This is a genomic window from Pseudomonas sp. Irchel s3f19 (assembly GCF_900187555.1).
GTDB classification, from domain to species: Bacteria; Pseudomonadota; Gammaproteobacteria; order Pseudomonadales; family Pseudomonadaceae; genus Aquipseudomonas; species Aquipseudomonas capeferrum.
Genome location: NZ_FYDW01000014.1, coordinates 59,206 through 81,533 on the forward strand (window position 1 = coordinate 59,206; position 22,328 = coordinate 81,533).

The 22,328-nt window shown below is 64.3% G+C and carries 16 protein-coding genes; 7 read left to right on the forward strand and 9 right to left on the reverse strand.

Annotated features, from left to right (window positions below; all coding sequences use genetic code 11):
* Positions 1 to 56 precede the first annotated feature (56 nt).
* Both CKW22_RS23385 and CKW22_RS23390 read right to left on the reverse strand, forming a co-directional pair.
* A complete protein-coding gene (locus CKW22_RS23385) occupies positions 57 to 1,907 on the reverse strand; it encodes a DUF3857 domain-containing transglutaminase family protein (protein ID WP_095065216.1) in 1,851 nt (616 codons plus the stop codon).
* A 106-nt stretch (positions 1,908 to 2,013) separates the two neighbouring features.
* The gene (locus CKW22_RS23390) at positions 2,014 to 2,493 is read right to left on the reverse strand and encodes an isochorismatase family protein (protein WP_033697255.1); all 480 of its coding nucleotides are present in this window, start codon (positions 2,491 to 2,493) and stop codon (positions 2,014 to 2,016) included.
* A 219-nt stretch (positions 2,494 to 2,712) separates the two neighbouring features.
* Between CKW22_RS23390 and CKW22_RS23395 the strand changes: the two genes are divergently transcribed.
* Positions 2,713 to 3,153, forward strand: a complete 441-nt coding sequence (locus tag CKW22_RS23395) for a GNAT family N-acetyltransferase (RefSeq protein ID WP_033697253.1) — start codon at positions 2,713 to 2,715, stop codon at positions 3,151 to 3,153.
* 11 nt (positions 3,154 to 3,164) lie between these two features.
* Here the strand turns inward: CKW22_RS23395 and CKW22_RS23400 are convergent, their stop codons facing one another.
* From CKW22_RS23400 to CKW22_RS23415, 4 genes are all read right to left on the reverse strand, one after another.
* Positions 3,165 to 5,642 (reverse strand): TonB-dependent siderophore receptor, encoded by a 2,478-nt coding sequence (locus tag CKW22_RS23400; protein WP_081874701.1) that lies wholly within the window; start codon positions 5,640 to 5,642, stop codon positions 3,165 to 3,167.
* Positions 5,643 to 6,164: 522 nt separating this feature from the next.
* Positions 6,165 to 7,112: a FecR domain-containing protein gene (locus tag CKW22_RS23405; protein ID WP_033697251.1), complete on the reverse strand. Its 948-nt coding sequence runs from the start codon at positions 7,110 to 7,112 to the stop codon at positions 6,165 to 6,167.
* 3 nt (positions 7,113 to 7,115) lie between these two features.
* The gene (locus CKW22_RS23410) at positions 7,116 to 7,625 is read right to left on the reverse strand and encodes a sigma-70 family RNA polymerase sigma factor (RefSeq protein ID WP_033697249.1); all 510 of its coding nucleotides are present in this window, start codon (positions 7,623 to 7,625) and stop codon (positions 7,116 to 7,118) included.
* Positions 7,626 to 7,759: 134 nt separating this feature from the next.
* Entirely contained in the window at positions 7,760 to 8,824 is a 1,065-nt protein-coding gene (locus CKW22_RS23415; RefSeq protein WP_033697246.1) for a sigma-54-dependent Fis family transcriptional regulator, read from the reverse strand.
* Positions 8,825 to 9,155: 331 nt separating this feature from the next.
* On the opposite strand from CKW22_RS23415, the gene CKW22_RS23425 reads away from it, so the two are divergent.
* The 6 genes from CKW22_RS23425 (at position 9,156) to CKW22_RS23450 (ending at position 18,039) form a co-directional block, all read left to right on the forward strand.
* Complete coding sequence (locus tag CKW22_RS23425; RefSeq protein WP_095065218.1) at positions 9,156 to 10,229, forward strand: PhnD/SsuA/transferrin family substrate-binding protein; 1,074 nt, start codon at positions 9,156 to 9,158, stop codon at positions 10,227 to 10,229.
* Between the two features lie 11 nt (positions 10,230 to 10,240).
* A complete protein-coding gene (locus tag CKW22_RS23430) occupies positions 10,241 to 11,464 on the forward strand; it encodes a lipase family protein (protein WP_033697239.1) in 1,224 nt (407 codons plus the stop codon).
* Positions 11,465 to 11,476: 12 nt separating this feature from the next.
* The gene (locus CKW22_RS23435) at positions 11,477 to 12,676 is read left to right on the forward strand and encodes an LLM class flavin-dependent oxidoreductase (RefSeq protein WP_095065220.1); all 1,200 of its coding nucleotides are present in this window, start codon (positions 11,477 to 11,479) and stop codon (positions 12,674 to 12,676) included.
* A 4-nt stretch (positions 12,677 to 12,680) separates the two neighbouring features.
* Positions 12,681 to 14,234 carry an ABC transporter substrate-binding protein gene (locus CKW22_RS23440; protein WP_033697235.1) on the forward strand — a complete coding sequence of 518 codons (1,554 nt, stop codon included), beginning with the start codon at positions 12,681 to 12,683 and terminating at the stop codon, positions 14,232 to 14,234.
* A gap of 110 nt (positions 14,235 to 14,344) precedes the next feature.
* Complete coding sequence (locus CKW22_RS23445; RefSeq protein ID WP_095065221.1) at positions 14,345 to 16,921, forward strand: TonB-dependent siderophore receptor; 2,577 nt, start codon at positions 14,345 to 14,347, stop codon at positions 16,919 to 16,921.
* A 29-nt stretch (positions 16,922 to 16,950) separates the two neighbouring features.
* Entirely contained in the window at positions 16,951 to 18,039 is a 1,089-nt protein-coding gene (locus CKW22_RS23450; RefSeq protein ID WP_033697231.1) for an LLM class flavin-dependent oxidoreductase, read from the forward strand.
* A gap of 50 nt (positions 18,040 to 18,089) precedes the next feature.
* Here CKW22_RS23450 and CKW22_RS23455 read toward each other — a convergent pair whose 3' ends face one another.
* From CKW22_RS23455 to CKW22_RS23465, 3 genes are all read right to left on the reverse strand, one after another.
* Positions 18,090 to 19,343, reverse strand: coding sequence for an OprD family porin (locus CKW22_RS23455; protein ID WP_033697229.1), 1,254 nt, complete (start codon positions 19,341 to 19,343; stop codon positions 18,090 to 18,092).
* A gap of 118 nt (positions 19,344 to 19,461) precedes the next feature.
* Positions 19,462 to 20,937, reverse strand: coding sequence for an aldehyde dehydrogenase family protein (locus tag CKW22_RS23460; protein WP_047583524.1), 1,476 nt, complete (start codon positions 20,935 to 20,937; stop codon positions 19,462 to 19,464).
* A gap of 14 nt (positions 20,938 to 20,951) precedes the next feature.
* The gene (locus CKW22_RS23465; RefSeq protein ID WP_033697225.1) at positions 20,952 to 22,292 is read right to left on the reverse strand and encodes an aromatic acid/H+ symport family MFS transporter; all 1,341 of its coding nucleotides are present in this window, start codon (positions 22,290 to 22,292) and stop codon (positions 20,952 to 20,954) included.
* Positions 22,293 to 22,328: the final 36 nt, after the last annotated feature.

Below are 22,328 nucleotides of genomic sequence, written 5' to 3' on the forward strand. Positions count from 1 at the left end.
CACCTGCAGCGCCCCTCATGAATCAATGGCTACGCATTGATCGCGGCCAGATCGGGCTAGCTGGCCTGTACGATGATCTGGCTCTGCAGGTCCCTGACCATCGCCTCGATGGCCGGCTTCATGGCGGCAAAATCTTCAGGTGAGCAGACCACATCCGGGCGGCTGAACTTGAAATGCCGCTCGATCACTACGGCATTGCCCTCCTGGGCATACTGCGCGCTGTACTCAACGTTGGCGTCCTGCAGACGCACTTGTTTGGGGATCGCCAGCACACTGACCTCAGGCGGGAATTCGAAGCGCGACTTTTCCACGGTGTCATTGGAAATGCACACGAAGCGCTGGCTGCGTTCCTTCTCCATGGCAAAGCTGTAGACGTTCTGTGAGATACCCCCCGCCAGGCTGCTCAAAGCCACCATGCCCACAGGCCCTGGCAGGTTGACGAGGTTTTCCGTGCGCCCATCGACGGCGCTGACAAAGTCGCCATTGGCGTTGCTCGGGCGCACCTCGAAGGTACCGCTGCCACGCTGCCCATAGGCACCGAGTACCTTCTCGACGAGCAGGTCGCGGTCCGCCGGTTTCATCGATTTCACACCGTAGCGGCTGACCTCGCTGGCCCAGCCTTGCACGGTCGCGACGTGGGTGAAGTCTGCGCCACCATCGCCCTTGACCTTGAACTGCAAGTCACTGGAAACCTTGTTGAGCTGGATGGCCGGGGTTCGCCCGAACTCACCCGTCGCGGTCAGCAGCACCCGCTTGTTCAACACGGCCAACGGCAGGTAGCCTGCGGCGATCGACGGGTCGGTGGAGTCCAGGTACAGGTCCAGGCTCGGCACATAGGTGATCACATGGTTCAACACCCCCAGCGCGGGCACCTTGGGGAACACGTAGGCGTTGCCCAGGTTGATCAGGGCCGGCGTGCTTTTGATCCCCGCCGCCGTCAGCAGCGCCTCAAGCAGGGCAACATGGTCCTTGCAGTCACCGTAACGGTTGTCCAGCACGGTTTGCGCCGCGTGCGGCACTACCCCGCCAGCGCCGACATACACGGCGACATAACGGATGTTTTCACGCACCCAGTCACTGAGCGTCAGTGCCTTTTCCCGCGTGGTGGGCAAATGGGCCGTGAGGCGTTGCGCCAGTTCGCGGATCGGTGCCGTAACCTCGACCTTGGCGCGTGCCTGGTAGGCCTGGGCGAACGCTTTGAAATCGGTGAATGTCGACACCGCCAGGTAGTGCCCGTAGTCCAGGTAGGACACCGCACTCGCCTCGATCCGCGCACGGTCCGCCGGCACGTAATCCCAGCGATAGACCTTGCGCCCTGGCGCAGCCGCCGGCAGCGACGCCTTGAAGTTGCGCGCATCAGCCTGCAGGGGCATGCCCTCAGGCATGTCATAGATGAGCGTGAACTGCCCGACCGGGTGGAATTCCGGCACGGTGATGTCTTCGAACTGGCCAGGGAACAGCGGCGTGAAGCGGTTGCGCTGATAACGCAGCACCAGACGGTCCCCCACCGCAACCTCAGGGAAGATGATCACCTTGTTGACGCTGTCCTGAAACATCGGCGCCTGCGCGGATGCCTGCTCCTGCTGCTCCTTGATGTGCGCGGCGTCCACCATCACCTTGCGCCCATCGGGCTTTTGCGTGTACGCCTCGATCACATCCAGGGTTTCCAGCGCCCGGTTGTAACTCACCGGGCGCTGGGCACTGGCCTTGATCGCGCGCTCCTCGTTGATCAACAGCACACTGTCGACATCCAGACGATTACTGCCATCCATCTGCACCACGAAGGTCTGCTCGACCTTTTCCAGGGTCGCGGAGTGGTCGGTGCCGTCGGTGAAGGCGTGCGCCAGGGCGCACCAATTCATGGTAACCGGCAGCAGCACAGCCACAAGGTAAGACTTTTTCAGCATGGAGTTCCTTCTCGATCCAGGTGTATCAAAGTTGCCATCAATCGACAATGATACTCATTGACGAATACAGATGGCAAAATGATTGCACCGCTAGCGCCTTTTGCCCTCACCCGTGCAGCGAGGCCAGCACTTCAGCAGCGGTCGTCACTTGGCCAAAGTGATGCTTCCACAGGTCGATGCCCAACTGGCCGGACCTGTCCAGCGATGACCCTACCGTCATGTCGGTCACCAGCGTAGGCGCCAGCCCTGCATCGAACAGGGCGAAGCCAGCGGCAAGCACGCAGGTTTCGGTTTGCATGCCACACACCAGTACCCGCTCCACGCCCAGCTGCTTGATGTACTCGAGGGTTTCGACGGTCTGCCCGTAGCCATGCTTGACGAACACCTGGTCCGCCTCGATCAGGCTCTCGTCCTCGGCCGCCGGGTGCCAGCCAAGCTGGCGCTGAAACGGCGTGATCTGCTCATCGTGCAGCTCGACCGAGGCGACGGTCGGGATGTTCGCCGACAACCGCCGCAAACCGTCTACCAACCATTCGGGCGGGCTGAAGGTGGATTGAACATCGACGATAAGCAAAACCTGGCGCATAGGGCTCTCCGGCCACGGGCAAAAGGCGCCAAGTATAACGTGGCGCCCGTGCTGGGGTTTGTTGATAGCACGGGCGCTCTACCCTCATCGAGGCTACCGACGATGCGCCCTGCATCGTATACGGTGCATTTTTCTGAAAACTGCCTTATATGCATCGTATTTGATTCATAAGAACCTGCAGTTTTTACATCGCGCACGCACGCGTAGAGGTGAACAAAAATGGACTTGCGATCAACCATACGACTCGCCCAGCCCGAGGACGTCGAGGCGCTTTTTGCGCTGGACGCGATCGCTCGGGGTGATCGGCAACGGCAAACATTCATTGCACACGCAGTCACCTGCGGCCAGTGCTGGGTGGCCGCAGACGCGCACGATACATCGCAGCTGACAGGGTATGGCGTGCTCAACGATACCTTCTTCGATCAACCGTTCATTGCGCTGGTCGTGGTGAAGGAATCGGCACGCCGCCGCGGTATCGCGGCGGCCATCATGCGCGCACTGGAGTCGCAGTGCCGGGGTGGCAAGCTGTTCACGTCAACCAATGCTTCAAATGCGCCGATGCAGGGTGTGCTGGCTCAACTCGGCTTCATCAGGAGTGGGCAGATCGACAACCTGGATGACGGTGATCCAGAGCTCATCTTTGTCAAATTCCTCTCCTGAAATCGCGCCGGTCACCAATCGTAGGTCATCTCCACCGAGGCCACGCGCTCCTGGCCATAGTAGCAACCGAACGCATAGTTGCAGTCCGACACGTACTCGCGGTCGAAGATGTTCTGCACGTTCACGCTGGCCTGCAGGCCGCGCAGGCTTGGGTCGAGTTTGCCCATGTCGTAGCTGACGGTGGCGTCGTACACCGCATACGCCGGTACGTCGAACGAGTTGGACGAATCACCCGGTTTGCGGCCGGTATAGCGTGCGCCTGCGCCGAATGTCAGGCCATTGAGCATGGCCTGGGTGAAGTGGTAATCCACCCACAGCGAGGCCGAAACCGGCGCTTGCGATTCGCTGCGGTTACCCTGGTCGCCATAGTTGCTCTTGGTATAGAACGAGTCGATGTAGGTTGCAGCGGCCAGCACATCGATATTGTCGAGGGTGGACTTGAGCTCCAGTTCAATGCCGCGCGAACGCACCTCGCCATCCTGCGCCTGGTACTGGGGGTTGTCGTCGTCCTGGGTAAGCACATTCTTCTGCGTGACCTGGAACACCGAGGCGGTCAGCAATGTGCCCTCGGCCGGCTGGTACTTCACCCCCACTTCGTACTGTTCACCCTCGGTCGGTTCAAACGACTTGCCCGCGGAGTCCGTGCCCAGCGTCGGCAAGAACGACTGCGAATAGCTGACGTAAGGCGCCAGACCAAACTCGGTGACGTAGGTCAGGCCGATACGGCCGGTGAACTTGTTGTCACGCTGTGAGGCGATGCTCTTGGCCAGCAGGTCCTTGTTGTCGATTTCGGCCCAGTCCTGGCGGCCGCCCACGGTCAGGATCCACTGGTCCAGCTTGATCTGGTCCTGCACGTATACACCGGTCTGGCGAACCGTGTTGTCCCATTGGGTGTCCAGCACCGGGGTCACGCTGCTGGTGTCGTAGTTGTTCTTGCCATACAGGTCGACCGGCAACACGTTGTAGGCGTTGTAGCCATCGTATTTGCGCGAGAAGTGGCGGTAGTCCACACCCGCGAGCGTGGTGTGCTGCAGCGCGCCGGTGTTGAACTTGTATTCCAGGTTGTTATCGAGGGTGTAGGCGATATTGTGCTGGCGCCAGTCGAGCTTGACCCGGTTGGCCCGGGTGTAATCGACGCTGTCGCCGTCCGAGACGAAGCTGCGCAGGTAGAACCCTTTGTAGCGATCCCGCACATCGGTGTAACGCGCCGTCGAACGCACGGCCAGGTCATCGCTGAAGCGGTGAGTGAAGTCATAGCCGAAGATGTACTGGTTGCGCTTGTAATCGTTGTAGTGCGAGTCGCCCGAGAAGAAGTCGCGGTCGATGTGCTGGCCCGTCGGGCCACGCTTGAGCGAGCCGATCATCGGCAGCGACTGGTAATCGGCAGCGCCATCGTCACGCTGCACCTGCGCCAGCACGGTGAAGGAGGTGTCCTCGTTCGGCGACCAGGTCAGGCTGGGTGCCAGCAGCAGGCGTTCGCTATGGGCGTGGGCCACCTGTTCGTTGCCCTTGTTGGCAACACCGACCAGGCGATAGGTAAACTCGCCCTGCTCATCCAAGGGGCCGCTGGTGTCGAAAGCACCGTTGGCGCGGTTGTAGCTGCCGGCGCCCAGCTTGACCTGGCTACGCTGTTCGCGGGTCGGGCGCTTGGAAACCATGTTGATCAGCCCGCCCGGCTGGTTTTGCCCATAGAGCACCGACGAGGGGCCTTTGAGCACCTCGATGCGCTCCAGGGTGTAGGGGTCGATCTGCGGTGCACCGCCCAGGCTGCCGGCATACGGCACGTATGCGCCGTCCAGGTACAGCGGGGTCGGGGCAAAGCCCCGGCTGGTGATTTCGTCGGCAATGGTGTTGCGGTCGGTGAAGCCGCCCGTGGCCAGCCCCGGCGTGTAGCGCAGTGCCTGGGTCAGGTTGCGTGCGCCCTGGGCCTGCACCTGGTCGGCGGTGATCACGTTGATGGCCTGGGGTATTTCCAGGATCGGTGTATCGGTCTTGGTGCCTGTCGCACTGCGGGTGGCGACATAGCCGTTTACCGGGCCATAGGCCGATTCCACGGCGGTGCCGGTAATGCTGGTGCTGTCCAGTTGCAGCGTCGAGGCATCGCCGACCATGGGCAGCAGCGAGTAGCTACCATTGGCCTGGCGCAGCACCTGCAATTTGCTGCCCACGAGCAGTTGGCGCAGGCCGGCCTCGGCACTGTAGCGGCCATGCAGGCCCGGCGAGCTCAGCGATTGGACGTAGGACGGCTCGAAGGAGACCGTCACCCCTGCCGCTGCCGCGAACTGGGTGAGCGCCGAGCCCAGCGGGCCGGCCGGGATGTCGAACGCGGCATCGGCGCGGGCCTGGGCGACGGCGGGCTGGGCAATCATCACCGCAGCCAGCGGGGTCGCCAGGGTGATGCTGAACAGTGCGCGATGGACTGAGCGGGCCAGTGCGGTTTTGGCGGCGTTGATGAGGATGACGGGGGTGCGAGTGTCTGTGGGGAGCATGGTATTCCTTTCGCCCTGCGGCAGTTTTTTATGGCGTCAGAGGCGCCTCTACTTACAAGTCGAATGAGAATCGGAATCGGTAACCCCCCTTATGTAAAAAAGGGCGCGTTTATGGAATGGGGCTTGGCTGCGATTTTCTGGTTGGGAGATGGGTAGAGGCGACCCTGTGTTTGCCACGGCATTTTCAGCGCCTGTGAGATCGAGCGCCGCAGGTGCCAGGCTTGGCATTTTCAGCGCCTATGAGATCGAGCGCCGCCCGCGCGGCGCTTCGCGGCGCAAGGCCGCTCCCACATCTGTTTCGGGCCAGTGCGGCCAGTGGCATTTGCGCGCGACCGCCTTGTTTGTACGACGCGATATTGAGGGGGGCACCAAGGGGCCGCGCGCCAATCCCCCAGGAATAATTGGCCCGAAACAAATGTAGGAGCGGCCTTGCGTCGCGATGCGCCGCGCGGGCGGCGCTCGATCTCATAGGCGCTGAAAATGTCGTGGCAAACACATGGCACCCCCTCAATACCCTCACCCTCAAACCGCCTCAACACGCGCCCAATAACGGCTGAACCGACGAACACGCACCGGCAAGGTAGTCGTGAGGTTATCCAGCACAGTGTCGATATTGCCCAAATGAAAAGCCCCAGACAGCCGCAGCTCACTGACCGCCTCATCACACCCAAGGTGCCCAGGCCGATAGCGTTGCAATTCGCTGACAACATCGCCAAGGCGCCAGTCATCCACCAGCAGCATGTCGCGGGTCCAGGCGTCAGGCAGCGCGGTGGCGGGCTGCACCAGCCCTACGCCATCGGCGCGAAAACTCAGTTGCTGGCCGGCCTCGACGCGCGTTGCGGCCAACGCATGCGCGCTGCGCACCTCCACGGCATGCTCCAGCACACAAACCCGGGTGCTATCGGCATCGCTGCGCACGGTGAACCGGGTGCCCAGGGCACGGATGCTGCCTTGATCGGTATGCACGATGAACGCTCGGGCCTGCTCGTCGCGGGCAGTTTCCACCGCTATTTCACCGCCCAACAGGTGCAATGCTCGCCATTGGGCGCTGTAGCGGATATCCACCGCCGTGGCCGTGTTCAACTGCAAGCGGCTGCCATCCTGCAAGCGCAGCGAACGGCGCTCGCCAACCCCTGTGCGCTGGTCGGCCATCAACCGCGCAACGCCCCCCTCGTTCCAGGCCAGCCCCCCTGCCCCGCCCGCAGCCAGCACGATCGACATCACCTTGAGCACCTCGCGGCGCTTGGCCCTGGCACTGCTCAGGGTCGGGCGGGCGATGCCCGGTGCCACCTGCTCGAACGTGCCCTGCAAGCGCGCCAGGCGTTCCCAGGCCTGCAGGTGCAGAGGATGGCTGTGCAACCAGCGCTGGTGCGCCGCGCGCGTGGTTTCATCCGCATCGCAACGCAACTCGACATACCAGCGCGCAGCGGCTTCGAGCACACGCCGGTCCAGGGGCTGAGCCTCGGCCACGGTTCAGTCCTCGGCCAGCATCAGGCAATGGGTCAGCGCACGCACGGCGTGCTTCTTGACGGTGGTGACCGAAACGTCCAGCCGCCGCCCGATCTCGACATAACTCAGCCCATCGAGTTGCGCCATCAGGAAAATTTCACGGGTGCGGGCGCCCAGGCCGTCGAGCAGGCGATCGATCTCCAGCAACGCTTCGATGATCAACGTGCGCGCCTCGGGCGAAACCTCGAACTGCTCGGGGCGGGCGGCCAGCGTTTCCAGGTAGGCCTGCTCAACGGCCCGACGCCGGAACATGTCGATCATCAGGCTGCGCGCGATACTGCTCAGATAGGCCCGTGGTTCACGCAGCTCGGCCGCCTTGCGCAGGGTCAGCACGCGGATGAAGGTGTCCTGGGCCAGGTCTGCGGCATGCTCGACACAACCGAGCTTGTTGCGCAGCCACCCACACAGCCAGGGATGGTGCTCGGCGTAGAGCGTGTGCACGGTTTTTTGCAGGGAGGGGTCAGCGCAGGACATGGAGTGAACCGGCAAGGGCGTCTTTAGTAATGACTCTCATTTAACCTGAGTCGTCTGGGGCTTCGCAACCCTTCATTCATGCCGCTACTGCCACGCCGCCAGGCTGTCTGCCAGACCGGCGGCTGCCCCTCACATCACGCCTTGGTCAACTCACCGATCTTTTCCAGCCGAGCCCGCACGATGTTGCGGCTGATGTTCAACAACCGCCCGGTCTGCAACTGGTTGCCGTGGCAATAGCGGTACGCGGCCCGGAACACCGTCTCCTCGATGTGCTCGTAGAGGTTCGGCACGTTCTGCTCAAACAGCGCCAGCAACGCACTCTCAAGGTTGGCCGGTGGGGCGATCGCCGGTGCTGCGCCGGGATGCGCGGCATACACCTGGGCCGCGCCTTGCGGCCTCATGTCCACCAGGTGCAGGTCCGCAGGTGCCACGACCTGATAACGGCACACCAGCAGCGCATGGTGAATCGCGTTTTCCAGTTCGCGAATGTTGCCCGGCCAGCTATGGGCCAGCAATTTGCGTTCGGCGTCCGGGCTGAGCGCGGCACGCTCGTAACCCAGGCGCCGGCAATGCTCTTCGATGAAAAATTCTGCCAGTGGCAGAATGTCACCCGGCCGCTCACGCAGCGGCGGCAGGCGGATGGTAGCAACGTGCAGGCGGTAGAACAGGTCTTCACGAAAATGCCCCGCCACCACGGCATCAGCCAGGTTGACGTTGGTCGCCGCCACCAAGCGCACATTGATCGGGATCGGCGTGCGCGAGCCCAGCCGCACGACCTCGCGCTCCTGCAGCACGCGCAGCAACTTCACCTGCATGTTCAGCGGCAAGTCACCAATCTCGTCGAGGAACAGCGTGCCGCCGTTGGCAGCCTCGAACCAACCGGCCTTGTTCGAGGTGGCGCCGGTGAAGGCACCTTTCTCATGGCCGAACAGTTCGCTCTCGACCAGGGTTTCGGCAAACGCACCGCAGTTCACTGCCACGAACGGCTCGCGGCCACGACGGCTCAGTTGATGGATATGGCGAGCGACAAGTTCCTTGCCGGTTCCGGTTTCGCCGATGATCAGGGTATTGGCCTCGCTGGGCGCCAGGCGCTCGATACGGCTGAGCAACTCCTGGGAGCGAGGGTCCTTGAACACAAGCACGGTGGCACGTACCGACTTGGTCAGCTCTCGGGCATTAGGATGGGTGATCAGCGACATGGGGGCATTCCTGGCAATTGACGCGCACCCCCATAGTGCCCGAAACAAATTAGATCAAAAAATTATTAATTAATCTTTATATATTCTAATTTGAAATATAAAAATTTCCAGCAACCGGCTGCTGCTGGAGCAGCAACCCGTCAACACTCCCCTGCCTGCCGATCAGCAGGCAAGGCTGCCCAACGTACCCTCCATACTCGCTGAAAGCCCCGCCGTTAAAGGCCTGCAGCGCGCTTTGCAAATCATGGCATGTATTTCGCTCTTGGCCTGTCAACGCCTGGTCCGCTGCAACACGCGGCCCAAACCTGTTGAACCCTGCCTGGAGCTGCACATGAACAATCTTTGGCGTTACGGCCTGGCCCTGCTGGGCGGCCTGCTCCTCAGCCTGACCGCACTGGCGGCCGAACCACCGGCTGCGGTGCGCATCGCCATCGTTGCCTTCACCCAAGGCGGCGCGCCGGTATTCGGTGGCATCCCGGGGCGGGTGATCGAAGACGGTTGGCTCGAACAGCAATTGACCGCCCGCGGCGTGAAACTGCAATGGACCGCCCTGCCCCACGCCGGCGCCGGCCCGCAAATCAACGAAGGCTTCAGCAACAACAGCCTGGACTTCGCCGTGCGCGGCGACCTGCCTTCGGTCATCGCCGGGGCCGGCCAGGTGCCCGGCAAGCTGATCGTGCCTGGCGGCAGCGGCAACAACATCTACCTGGTGGTGCCCAGTGACTCTACGGTAAACAGCATCCAGGACCTCAAGGGCAAGCGCCTGGCCCTGCACCGCGGGCGCCCCTGGGAGTTCGCCTTCAGCAACTTCCTGCAAAGCCAGGGGCTGACGCTCGGCGACTTCAAGGTCGCCAACCTCAACCCGCAGGTTGGCGCCGCCGCCGTGGCAGCCGGCAAGGTCGATGCAGCCGTGCTGCTCAACGAGGCCTATGCCCTGCAAGACAAAGGCGTGGCGCGGATCCTCTGGTCGACCAAGCAAGGCGCCAATGACTGGCGGCTGGTATCCGACCTGTGGGGCACCGACCGCTTCGTGCAGCAGCACGCCGACCTCACGCAGCTGGTCGCCACGGCCTGGGTGCGCGCGGCCTGGTGGATCTCCCAGGAGCAGAACCGCGATGGCTATTACGCGCTGTCCTCGCGCGCGGGCGTGGCCGAAAGCGTGCTGCGCCGTGACGACCAGGACGACCCGGTGGCGTGGAAGGCGCGCTGGGCACCGAAGAGCGATGCCCAGCTCAAGGCCCACTACGACGCGCTGGGCCAGTACGCCCTGGCCAACCGCCTGATCCGCACGCCCTACGACATCACCCACGACCTGGCCACAGGCTTCACCCGCCAGGCACTGATCGACCTGCAGCTCACCCACTATTGGCCGTCCCTGGACGCTCAAATCAGCCAACAACCTTGAGAACATCACCCATGAAACTGCCTGTTTCCGTCATCTTCGGCCTTAGTGCCCTGGCCTTTTCCATTGGCGCCTTGGCCGCCGACACCTACGCCCCCACACCCGACCCACAACAGGGTGACGGCCGCGTTTCGAGCTTCTACACCTGGACCAAGGCGATCCCCGCCACGCCTGGCAAACTGCTGCGCAGCGAAGCACTGGACCCGGCGCTGAGCCTGCCCAACGCCGCCAGTGCCCAGCGCATCCTCTACACCTCGCTGGACGGCATCGACGGCAAGACGCCGATCGTGGTGTCCGGCGCGCTGTTCATTCCCAAAGGCAAGGCGCCGGCCGGCGGCTGGCCGGTCGCCAGCTGGGGCCATGGCACCGTCGGTGTGGCGGATATCTGCGCACCGTCGTGGGCCGGGCGCTCCTACCGCGATGTGCAGTACCTGAACCGCTGGCTCGAAGAGGGCTATGCCATCGTCGCCACCGACTACCAAGGCCTGGGCGTGCCAGGTGGCCACCCGCTGCTGAACAACCGCATGGCCGCCTACGGCATTCTCGATGCAGCCAAAGCCGTGGTCGCGGGCGTGCCTGGGCTTGCCGACAAAGTGCTGATCGTCGGCCAGTCCCAAGGCGGCGCCGGTGCGTTCGCAGCCGGTGCCTACGCGGCAACCTACGCGCCGAAACTGGGGGTCAAGGGCAGCATCGGCACCGGCGTGATCTACACCGTGGGCCAGAAAAACGTCGGCGAACAGGACCCGAACAAGGTCGACCCGGCGCTGGCGTACGGCTTCTACACCCTGCTTGCCGCGCAGCAGTACGACCCGAGCATCAACCCGCGTGATTTCTATACCGACAAAGCCCTGCCGCTGTTCGAGCAAGCGCGCACCAGTTGCCTGTCATCGCTGGTCAGTGACGTGGTCGGCACCGGCCTGACCCCGGCCAACGCCAAGAAGGACTACCAGGGCGATAAGCTCAAGCCATGGCTGGCACAGGTGTCCTACCCCACCCTGAAACTGGCCCAGCCGATCTTCATCGGCACCGGTGCCGAGGACAAGACCCCCGCCGCCGCCACCCAGGTCGCGCTGATGCAGGACGCCTGCAAGGCAGGCTCGGTGGTGCAAGGCCATCTGTACAAGGGCCTGGGGCACAGCGAAACGGTCAACGCCTCGCTCAAGGACTCGATCCCCTTCGCCCGCCAGGTCATCAGCGGCCAGCCGGTCACGCCCAACTGCAGCCCCAGCGTCCAGTAAGGAAGCCACCTCATGAGCCTCGAATTCTTCACCCGCCTGCCGCTGCATGGCGAAACCCAGTACCTCCCAGGCGACCCCCGCAACCGTGGCGACTGGCACGCGGGCGGCGCCAGCAGCGGTGCCGTGTCCGGGTTTGCCGTAGGTGATCACTTCACCTATATCGACTACCTCGGCCAGATCGCCCGCGCAGCGGAAATCAACGGCTTCGGTGGCGCGCTGATGGTCAATGCGCCCACCGGCGAAGAGCCGTGGACCGTGTGCTCGCTGCTGGCGCGAGAAACCCGCACCCTCAAGTTCGTCACCGCGTTCCAGCCCTACCACTACACACCCTGGGTGGCGGTGCAACAGGCCGCGACCTACCAGCGCGCCACGGGCAACCGGCTGGTGTGGAACATCATCAACGGCGGCTCCGATGCCCTCCAGCGCCAGGTCGGCGACTTCGAAGACCACGACCAGCGCTACGCCCGCGCCACGGAGTTCATGGACGTGGTGCGCGGCTACTGGCACAACGAGCAGTTTCACTACGAAGGCCGCTACTACCGCGCCGAGGGCGGCGGCCTGCGCGGGCCGCTGAAAAAAGCCGAGCTGCCGCTGATCTGCACGGCTGGTTCGTCGGTGGCGGCGCGCGAGTTCGCTGCCAAGCATGCCGACTTCTACCTGATGCGTGCCGAACACCCGGACGAGATCGCCTCGCTGATCGCCGACATCCGCGCCCGCGCCTTGAAGTGGGGGCGTACCGACATTCGTTTCGGCCTGTCCATCGATGTGATCGCCCGCGACACCGAAGAGGCCGCGCGGGCCGAGGCCAAACGCTTCTTCGACGAAGGCGTGGCCAAGGGCACGGTCAAGGCCCGCGCCGCCCACGCCGGCCTGCGCACGGCACGCAAGCTGAGCTACGAGCACGGCTACAGCGACAACGACGAGCAACAGGCCTTCGACGACTTTTTCATCCACCCCAACGTGTGGACCGGCTTCGGCTACATCGGCATCCCCCCGGGCTGCGCGCTGGTGGGCAGCTATGCCAACGTGGTGGCGCGCATCCGCGAGTACCACGGCATCGGCATCGACCTGTTCTTCCTCGCCGGCTACCCGCACCTGGAAGAAGCCTACCGCATCGGCGAGCACATCCTGCCGCACTTCCGTGACCAGCGGGCCGCCCTCACCCGTCCGGCACCCACCCCTGTGCAACTGCACGCCAGCAACGGAGCCTGATGCCATGGCCTGGGACGGTTACCCACTGAACCGGCGCAGCTTCCTCGGCCATGCCGGCGTGCTGGCCGGCGGGCTGCTGGCCGGCTGCGGCCCAAGCGACAGCCCCGGCCACGCGGTTGCCGACCTGCCGCGTCATGGCGGGCGCCTGCGCCTGGGCATCATCGATGGCAACCAGAGCGGTAACCTCGACGCCCACAAGCCGGTCGGCAGCGGCATCGTGCGGGGCTTTGCCCTGTACAGCAAGCTGTGGGAGTGGGACGAGCAGATGCAGCCGCGCCTGGCCCTGGCCGAACTTGCCGAGCCCAATGCCGACGCCAGCGGCTGGACCCTGCGGCTCAAACCGGGGCTGGAGTTTCACCACGGCAAGACCATCGACGCCGACGACCTGATCTTCTCCATCCGGCGCCTGACCGACCCGCAGCTGGCCTCACCCTACGCGGCGCTGCTGCACTGGGTCGACCGCGACAACCTGGTCAAGCTCGACTCACGCACCGTGCGCCTGGGTTTTCGCGAAGGCCGTAGCTACCTGCCGCTGCCCGAAACCTGGGTCAACTTCGGCGGCATCGTGCCGGTCGATTACCACCCCGTCACCAACCCGGTCGGTGCCGGGCCTTACAAACTCAAAAGCTTCACCCCGGGCCAACGCTCGCTGTTCACCCGTTTCGACAACTACTACAAGCCCGGCAAGCCCTACGCCGATGAACTGGAAATCATCGACTTCAAGGACCAGACCGGCCGCCTGGCGGCCTTGCGCGCCGGGCAGATCGACATGGCCAACGTGATGTCCACCGAGCACCTTCAGGTGCTGCAGGCCGACCCGCGCCTGCGCCTGTTGAAATCGGTGAGCGGCAACTGGTTGTCGTTCGACATGAACACCGCCAAGCCGCCGTTCGACGACCCACGGGTGCGCGAGGCGTTTCGCCTGCTGGCCGACCGCGAAGAGCTGGTGCGCCGCGCGCTCAATGGCCAAGGCCGCGTGGCCAACGACCTGTACGCACCCTTCGACCCCACCTTCGACCACAGCCTCGGGCCACGCCCGCATGACCCACAACGGGCGGCGCAGCTGCTCAAGGACGCAGGCCAGGAAGGCCTGCAGGTGGAACTGGTGACGACCCCAGGGCCGGGGCTTGCCTCAGCGCTGGTGCTGGCCGAACAGGCGCGGCGCATCGGCGTGACGATCACGGTGCGTCAAGTGGACCTGGCAACGTTCCAGGGCCCGCAACGCGACGACTGGACCTTGAGCACCGGTGGCAGCATCGGCGCGCCGTTTCTGGCCAGCGCCATTCACACCGACGCGCCGTTCGCCGTGGCCAACAAGACCCACTTCCACGACCGCGCCTTCAGCGAAGCCTTCCTCGCCGCCATGGCTCAGCCTGACCTGGAGAAACGCAAGGCGCTGGTGCACCGCGCGCAGCGCATCCAATACGAACGCGGCGGCATGCTGATCTGGGGCTTTGCCGATTTGCTCGACAGCGTCAGTACCCGGGTGGGTGGGGCGCAGGCGGAGCAATCGCTGTTCAGTACCTGGAGGTTCGAGAGCCTGTGGCTGAGAAGTTGAGCATCAGGGGCGCTTAGCGCCCCCGGCAATCCGCCGATAAACCCATCAACCGCAGGCGCGGCTGCGCCCCTCGCTTTTCCCATTCCCCGAATAGTACGAGGCCCAGCCCCATGCCCCGCGTTGCCTTGCTGCACCCCAAATTCCAGCCCAGCTCGCTGGCCCTCGCCATCCTGGCCGCTACCGTGCCCATGGCGTATGCCGAAGACACCCCCCTGCAAACGGTCACCGTGCAAGCCGAACAAACTGACGACGACGCCCTGCCTACGCGCCCACCCGCCTCGATCTACGGCGGCCTGGAAACCAAGGTCCTCGACACCCCACGCTCGGTCACCCAGATCAACGCCGAGCAACTGGCCCGCGACCCGATCCAGAGCGCTGATGACCTGGTCAAGTACGCCCCCGGCATTACCCGCGGTGGCGGCCAGAACGCCGGTATCGCCCCGCAGATGCGCGGGCAGAACTCCGAGGTGTTCCAGGATGGCCAACGCGCCTACGGCGTACGCCACCCCGCCAACTTCAACGCCTACGAGGGTGCCGACATCGTTGCCGGGCCCTCCTCGGTCACCTACGGTTCGGTCAGTGGCAGCGGCGGCTACGTCAACTACCTGAGCAAGAAGCCCGACTTCAACCGCTTCCGTACCCGCCTCAGCGGCGAAGTCGGCAGTTGGGTCCCCGACGGCGAATCGCGCGATGCCAGCAAATTCAGTGTCGACCACACCGGCCCCATCAGTGACAGCCTGGCCTACCGGGTCAGCATCACCCGCCAGCGCCAGCAAACCTTCTACGACAACGTCGACAACAACTTCGACGCGTTCTACGGCGCACTCGCCTGGCGCAACGACAACCTGCGGGTGGACTGGAACGCCGCCTACGACGACTACTACGACTACAACATCACCCACGGCTGGAACCGTGCCACCCAAGACCTGGTAGACCACGGCAAGTACAACGCCGGCCGTGCCACGCCGATCATCCAGAACGGCAACAACCTGTGGTCGCCGGTGCTGTCGTCCGCTGCCAGCGACGCCCAGGTGCTGGGCTGGGTGCAGCGCCAGCGCAACGCGCAGGGCCAGTACCAGGTGGTCGATGGCAGCTTCCAGGGCGCCTCACCCAACACCCAGGCAAACCCAGGCAGCCTGCGCGGCTGGGTGTACGACCCGGCGCTGGCAGGCAATGGCCAGACCTCGCTGTCGGCGCAGACCGGCCAGCGCGCCGAGGACCAGAACCGCTCGCGGCGCTTCACCACACAACTGCGCGTCGAGGGTGACCTGACCCCGTCGATCACCCTGGCCAACAGCACCTTCTACCAGCGCTCGACCGACACCACCGATGCTGTGGGCGCGTTCCAGGTGCAAGGCAAGGACGACATCTTCGACAACCGCTTCGAGTTCCGCGCCCGCGGGCAATGGCAACTGGGCGGCCTGACGCTGGTCGACGACAGCAACAACGGGCTGATCTACCGCCGCGAAAGCAACGAGTCGATCGCTGCCAACAACAATTTCGGCTCCACCATCAACGCCTACGACCTCACCCTCGACCCGACCCTGAAAAACCCGGGCGACCTGCTTGGCCTGGCCGGGCGCAACCCCGCAGGCGGCAACGGCGCCTGGATCGGCCAACCCGGCGTGCCGCAGCTGTCCAGCTATTACGGCTGGCTCAACCTGCCGGCCATGTACCCGGCGGGGCACGGCCTGTACGCCGAATCGGTGGCGCCCTACACCGCCGACAGCACCTGGACCACCAAGACCCTGTTCAGCCAGCACAACCTGCGCCTGGGCGAGCGCGTGGGGTTGAATGTGGGGGCCAGCCGCAGCTGGATCGATGCCCGCATCGAAAACCCCTTCGTGCTCGCCGGCGGCAACCCGCGCAAGGACTCGGACAACTACCGGCTGTTCTCGGTACAGGTAAGCCCCTACTTCAAGCCCACCGACAACAGCACCCTGTACTACACCTTCGACCGCTCGCTGGCCGTCAATACCGGCTTCTTCACCAATGGCCTGGGCTGGGGCAGTGGCACCGGGGCCAACCAGCTCAACCCGCTGGCGTTCGAGAGCCTGAGCGTGCTGCACGAAGTAGGGTTGAAGGTGGAGGCCGTGCCCGACCAGCTGTTCTTCACCCTGGCCGCCTACAAGCAGGCACGCGACCAGGCGCCGGACAGCAACAACAATATCGCCCGGCTGATCGTCAAAGGCTGGGAAGCGACCCTGCGTTACCAGGACGAGCACCTGCGCGGGGGCCTCAACCTCAGCCGCATCAGTGCCTACAACGAGTTCACCAGCCAGGCCGGGTTTGCCTCGGCCGGTTTCATCGCCGACAACGGCACCGTGTTCGGCGACAACAACAGCCTCAACCAGCGCCCGTCCGGCAAGTTCGATGCGGTGCAGATCCCCGAGTACAACGCCGGCGGCTATGTCGACTACCGCTTCGATTCCGGCTTCGGCGTGGAGCTTTCCGGCTGGTGGACCAGCAGTTGGTACCTGAACCTGAGCAAGACGGTGAAGGTGCCCGACGAATACAACCTCGACCTTGCCGTGTACTACCGCCAGCCCCAGTGGGGCGTCACGGTGCGCATGCTCAACGTTACCGACGAGCTGAATTTCGTCAGTGGCCTGGCAGGTTCGACCAACACCTTCCTGCAACCGATGCCCGGGCGCACCTTGCTGGCTCAGGTCGATTACCAGTTCTGACCCCATCCTCACCGTAAAAGGCTTAAGCCATGTCCATTGAATTCGTCGGTATGATCTTCCCCCGCCAGTGGTCCGAGACGCGCGGCGTACGCTCACCCGACTTCGACCTGCCGTTCATCCGCCACCATGCCCGCGCCCATGAGCAGGCCGGTTTCGACCGCGTGCTGATCGCCAGCGGCCCCGGTAGCGCCGACAGCCTGCAGATTGCCGCCTATGCGGCCGCGCACACCGAACGCCTCGGCTTCATGATCGCCCACCGCCCGGCGCTCACCGCGCCGACGGTGGCTGCGCGGGCATTCGCCACCCTCGACCACACCACCGGCGGCGGGCGCATCCGCTTGCACGCGATCACCGGCATCACCGCCGAGCCGCAGGAAGGTGACACCCTGCTGGACAAGACCGAGCGCTACCGGCGTGCCGACGAGTACCTGGAGATTGTCCGGCGCACCTGGACGGCCGAGGAGCCGTTCGACTTCGAAGGCCGCTTCTTCAACATCCAAGGGGCCTTCTCGCCGGTCAAGCCGCTGCAGCAGCCGCATATCCCGATCTCCTTCGGTGGCTCGTCCGATATCGCTTACCAGATCGCCGTCAAACATGCGGACCTGTATGCCCTGTGGGGTGAACCGCTGGCCGGTGTGGCCGAGCAGATCGCCAAGCTCAAGGCTGCAGCGAGTGCCGCAGGCGTGGCGGCACCCCGGGTGAGTTTGTCGGTGCGGTTGATTCTGGGGGCCACCGAGGAGCTGGCCTGGCAGCGTGCCGAGCAGATCCTCGCGCAGATCAAGGCCAACCCGCAGTTTGCAGCGGACAGCCCATGGCAGAAGCGCATCAAGGGCACCGGCTCCGAGCGGCTGCTTGCCGCCGCCGCCCGCGCTGACCGGCATGACCGGGCGTTGTGGATGCCGACGGCGACGGCGGTGGGGGCTTATGGTGATACCACGGCGCTGGTGGGCACGCCCGAAACGGTGGCGCAGGCCTTGCTGGATTATGTTGATCTAGGCGTGAGTACGTTTCTCAACCGTGGGTATGACCCGCTGTATGACACGGTGGATTACGGGCGCTGGGTGATCCCGGCGGTACGCGAGGAAGTGCGCCGGCGCCAGGCTCGATTCGCCGGGTAACTGCAGTTTCCAGGGTGCTGTGGGAAAGGGGCGCACAGCGCCCCCAACGGTCACAACGAAAACGGATAACTCACGATCAACCGCGTCTGGTCGAAGTCACCACTGAAGCTGCGCCGGTTGCTGGCGTTGTTCAACCGAATGTTGAGGTTCTTCAAGGTGCCACTCTGGAAGGTGTAGTTCACCTCGGTGTCACGCTCCCACTCCTTGCCATTGCTGCCCGCCCCCGTGGTGGCATTCTCGCCGTGCCCATAGCGCACCATCGCCAACAACCCTGGCACGCCCATCGCGGCAAAGTTGTAGTCATAACGCACCTGCCAGGATCGCTCATCGGCGTTGCTGAAGTTGCCATTGAACATATCGTTGCCCAAGGTCCGGCCACTGCTGCCATACACCGACATCCACTGGCTGTCGCCGCTGACCTTCTGCAACCCAAGGTACACCGTGTGCCCGCTGTGCGAAGCCGACACCAAGCCATACGCCGTGCGGCTCTGGATATCGCCAATGCGCGCCTGACCGTCTTCCTTGTCGATGAAATAACCCAGGTTGGCCGCCAGCGTCCAGTTACCCAGCGGCTGCGTGTGCAGCAGGTTGAAGTAGCTTTGCTGGTAGATGTCTTCGAGCTGCGAATGCCAGGCACCGACCAGCGTGCGCTGCTGGTTGAAACGGTACTCGGCACCGGCGTAATTGAAGCCGTCAGCCATCACCCCCGGCGCCGCCCAGGCCGACAAGTCCTGCATGTTGGACGAGTTGCGCAGGCTCACCTCACGGTACTGGCCAGCCTGCAGGCTCAGGCCTTCTATCTCGCGCGAGTCGAGCATCGCCCCGCGAAAGGTCTGCGGCAGCAAGCGGCCATCGTCGTAGCGCAACAGCGGGATGTCGGGCATCAGCTCGCCCACCTTCAGCTCAGTTGCCGAAATGCGCAGCTTGGCCGCCAGCCCAGCCCGCCCATAGTTGTCTGCCGCACGCCCGTCATCGTGCACCGGCAGCAACTCGGAGCCACTGGCATCGCGGCTGCTGTCCAGCTTCATGCCGAACAGGGCAATGCCATCCAGGCCGACGCCGACCAGGCCAGGGGTATAGCCGGAGGTGAACTTCAGAATGAAGCCCTGGGCCCACTCGTCGACCTTGCTCTTGGCCGCACCCGAATCGCGAAAATCCCGGTTGAAGTAGTAGTTGCGCAGCGTCAGCCCAGCCTTGGCATCTTCGAAGAAGCCGCCCTCCTCGGCCCAGGCAGGCAGGCTCAGGCCTGACACCAGCGAAACGGCAACGGCCGTACGGGCCAGGGTGCAAGACGTGTCGATCATTATTATTGTTCTCCGCTTTTCATAGACGCAGCCGGCCCCTGCGGGCGGCTCGGCGCCCGTCATCGGGTGGCTGCTGGGGTGCCCGGCCGGGCCGGGCAGCACTCAGGGGTTCAGTGCATCAGAAGGGGTACGCGCGCGGCGTGTGCTGCACGCTGACCCAGTGATCGCGGGTGAACTCGTCGATCGCCCAGTCACCGTTGAAGCGCCCGAGCCCCGAGTTTTTCTCGCCACCGAACGGCGCATTGGCCTCATCGTTCACCGGGATATCGTTGATGTGCGTCATGCCCGCACGCACCTGGCGCGCAAAGCGCACGGCACGCTCCAGGTTGCGGCTGAACACCGCGCTGGAAAGCCCGAACTCGCTGGCGTTGGCCAGCGCCAAGGCATGGGCTTCATCGCGCGCACGCAACAGGCCGACCAGGGGGCCGAAGATTTCATTGCGGGCCAGGTCCATGTCGACCGTGACTTCGCCATACACGTGCGGCGCCAGCAGGTTGCCGGTCACCCCACCCTCGTACAACGGCTCGGCGCCCTCAGCCCGGGCCAGGCTGATTTTCTCTTGCAGGCCCTGCAGTTGCCGGGCGTTGATCACCGGGCCGATCACCGTTGCCGGCAAATTCGGGTCCCCCACCACCAACGCTTTGACGCGTGCGACGAAGCGCTCGGCAAACGCGTCGTAAAGGCTGTCATCGATAATGATCCGGTTCACCGCCATGCAGATCTGCCCCTGATGCAGGAACTTGCCGAACACGGCAGCGTTCACCGCCTGGTCGAGATCGGCATCGTCCAGCACCACGAACGGGCTATTGCCGCCCAGCTCCAGCGCAACATGCTTGAGGTGCTGGCCACCGCTGGCGATACGGCCGATGCCGCGCCCCACCGGGGTGGAACCGGTAAAGGTGATCAACGAGGGCAGCTCATGCTCGACAAAGGCATCGCCGATTTCACTGCCTGCACCGACCACCACGCTGAGTACGCCCGCCGGCAGCCCGGCTTCTTCGAAGATGCGCGCCAGCAGCAAACCGCCGCACACCGGCGTATCGCTGGCGGGCTTGACCACCACGGCATTGCCCAGCGCCAGGGCGGGTGCAATCGAGCGTTGGGTCAGGTGCAAAGGGAAGTTCCACGGGCTGATGACCCCGACCACGCCCAAGGCGCTGCGGTACACGCGGCTTTCCTTGCCCGGCACGTTGGAGTCGACGATACGCCCGTGCACCCGCGACGGAAACGACGCAGCCTCCAGCGCAATCGCCCGCGCCGCGCCCCATTCCAGTTGCGCCTTGAGCCGGGTGCTGCCGGACTCGCGAATGATCCACTCGACAATTTCTTCGCGGCGACGGTCAAACACCGCCACCACCTCATGCAGCACCGCCGCCCGCGCCGCTGGCCCCAGGCCCGCCCATTGCGGCTGGGCCTGGGCGGCAGCGCGGTAGGCCGCATCGAGGTCATCACGGTTGGCCTGTGGAATCTGCAGCAACAAGGCGTCGTCGAACGGGTTGTGCACGTTCAGGGTCTTGCCGGCAGCGCCGGCGCGCCATTGGCCGGCAATCGGCTGCAGGTGAAGGTCACGGTAACGCGGGCAGGTATCAGACATGAAAGGCTCCTTGGTCAAAACGTAGGTTTGTTGGCCGCTTCCGGCGCGTCGGCCGGTTGCGGTGCACGTACGTGGATGCAGACGATGGCCAGCGCACCGATCACCCCCGGCAAGGCGAAAGCCAGGAAGTTCTGCTGCAACGGCAACTGCATGGACAGCAGGCTGCCACCGAGCATCGGCCCTGCAATCGCACCCAGGCGGCCGATGCCGGCGGCCCAGCCGACGCCGGTGGAGCGGATGTGCGCGGGGTAGGCAATCGAGGCATAGGCGTGGATGACTGCCAGGGTGCCGATGGTGGTGGCCCCGGCAACCAGCAACAGCAGGTTCAGCAGCACAGGGCCAGGCTGCAGGCCCAATGCCGCCAGCGACAGGGCGGCCAGCACGAAGAACAGCGCCAGGGTGCGCTGCACCCCAAGCCGGTCGGCCAGCCAGCCGCCGAACAGCGCGCCCAGCGTGGCGCCGATGTTCAGCGTCACCAGAAACGCAAGGCTCGAGCCCAGCGGATAGCCACCCTGCGCCATCAACTTGGGCAGCCAAGTGTTGAGGCCGTAGCTCATCAGCATGCACATGGCGAAGGCCACCCACAGCAGCAAGGTTGCCAATGCCTGGCCCTTGCCGAACAACTGCGCCACGCGCGCCGTGCGCACTGGCTGGCCGGCGCCCTGCAGGCGCAGCTCGGTGCCTGGGCGGAACGTCGGGTCGACCTTGACCAGCAGCCGATCAAGCTCGTCACGGCGGCCCTTGAGCTCAAGAAACGCCGCCGACTCAGGCAAGTACCGCAGCATGAACGGCACCGCCAGCACTGGCAGCACGGCCACGTAGAACACCGCCTGCCAGCCCCACTGCGGGATCACCACGATCGCCAGCAGGGCCGACAGCACCGCACCCACCGAGTAGAAGCTGGACATTATCGTGATCATGGTGCTGCGCCGCCCCTGGGGGGCGAATTCGCTGATCAGGTTCACTGCGCTCGGCACCAGCGCCCCCAGCGCCAACCCCGTCACCAGGCGGCATGCACCGAGCTGCAGCGGGGTGCTCGCATGCCCGGTCATGAAGGCGGCGCAACTGGCCAGCAAGGTGGTCAGGATAATCAGCTTGCGCCGCCCGTAACGGTCAGCCAGCGGCGCCAGCAAGGTGCCGCCGAACAACATGCCGAACAGTGCACAACTGCCCAGTGTGCCGGCTTCGATTGCACTGAGTTGCCACTCTTGCATCAGGCGCGGCACCACCGAGCCGTAGATCACCATGTCATAGCCGTCGAACAGCATGATGAAACAGCCCCACAGCAGTATCAGCAGGTGGGTGCGATTAAAGGGTGCAGCATCGATCACTTCACTGACGGAAGTCGTCTTCATAGCCACCTCGGTTTTTTATTGTTGTTGTGTTTCGCG

Bases quoted from the DNA above. Each gene is read 5' to 3' on its own strand.
- CKW22_RS23385 (WP_095065216.1), bottom strand. From the start codon at position 1,907: ATGCTGAAAAAGTCTTACCTTGTGGCTGTGCTGCTGCCGGTTACCATG.
- CKW22_RS23390 (WP_033697255.1), bottom strand. From the start codon at position 2,493: ATGCGCCAGGTTTTGCTTATCGTCGATGTTCAATCCACCTTCAGCCCG.
- CKW22_RS23395 (WP_033697253.1), top strand. From the start codon at position 2,713: ATGGACTTGCGATCAACCATACGACTCGCCCAGCCCGAGGACGTCGAG.
- CKW22_RS23400 (WP_081874701.1), bottom strand. From the start codon at position 5,642: ATGCTCCCCACAGACACTCGCACCCCCGTCATCCTCATCAACGCCGCC.
- CKW22_RS23410 (WP_033697249.1), bottom strand. From the start codon at position 7,625: ATGTCCTGCGCTGACCCCTCCCTGCAAAAAACCGTGCACACGCTCTAC.
- CKW22_RS23415 (WP_033697246.1), bottom strand. From the start codon at position 8,824: ATGTCGCTGATCACCCATCCTAATGCCCGAGAGCTGACCAAGTCGGTA.
- CKW22_RS23425 (WP_095065218.1), top strand. From the start codon at position 9,156: ATGAACAATCTTTGGCGTTACGGCCTGGCCCTGCTGGGCGGCCTGCTC.
- CKW22_RS23430 (WP_033697239.1), top strand. From the start codon at position 10,241: ATGAAACTGCCTGTTTCCGTCATCTTCGGCCTTAGTGCCCTGGCCTTT.
- CKW22_RS23435 (WP_095065220.1), top strand. From the start codon at position 11,477: ATGAGCCTCGAATTCTTCACCCGCCTGCCGCTGCATGGCGAAACCCAG.
- CKW22_RS23440 (WP_033697235.1), top strand. From the start codon at position 12,681: ATGGCCTGGGACGGTTACCCACTGAACCGGCGCAGCTTCCTCGGCCAT.
- CKW22_RS23445 (WP_095065221.1), top strand. From the start codon at position 14,345: ATGCCCCGCGTTGCCTTGCTGCACCCCAAATTCCAGCCCAGCTCGCTG.
- CKW22_RS23450 (WP_033697231.1), top strand. From the start codon at position 16,951: ATGTCCATTGAATTCGTCGGTATGATCTTCCCCCGCCAGTGGTCCGAG.
- CKW22_RS23455 (WP_033697229.1), bottom strand. From the start codon at position 19,343: ATGATCGACACGTCTTGCACCCTGGCCCGTACGGCCGTTGCCGTTTCG.
- CKW22_RS23460 (WP_047583524.1), bottom strand. From the start codon at position 20,937: ATGTCTGATACCTGCCCGCGTTACCGTGACCTTCACCTGCAGCCGATT.
- CKW22_RS23465 (WP_033697225.1), bottom strand. From the start codon at position 22,292: ATGAAGACGACTTCCGTCAGTGAAGTGATCGATGCTGCACCCTTTAAT.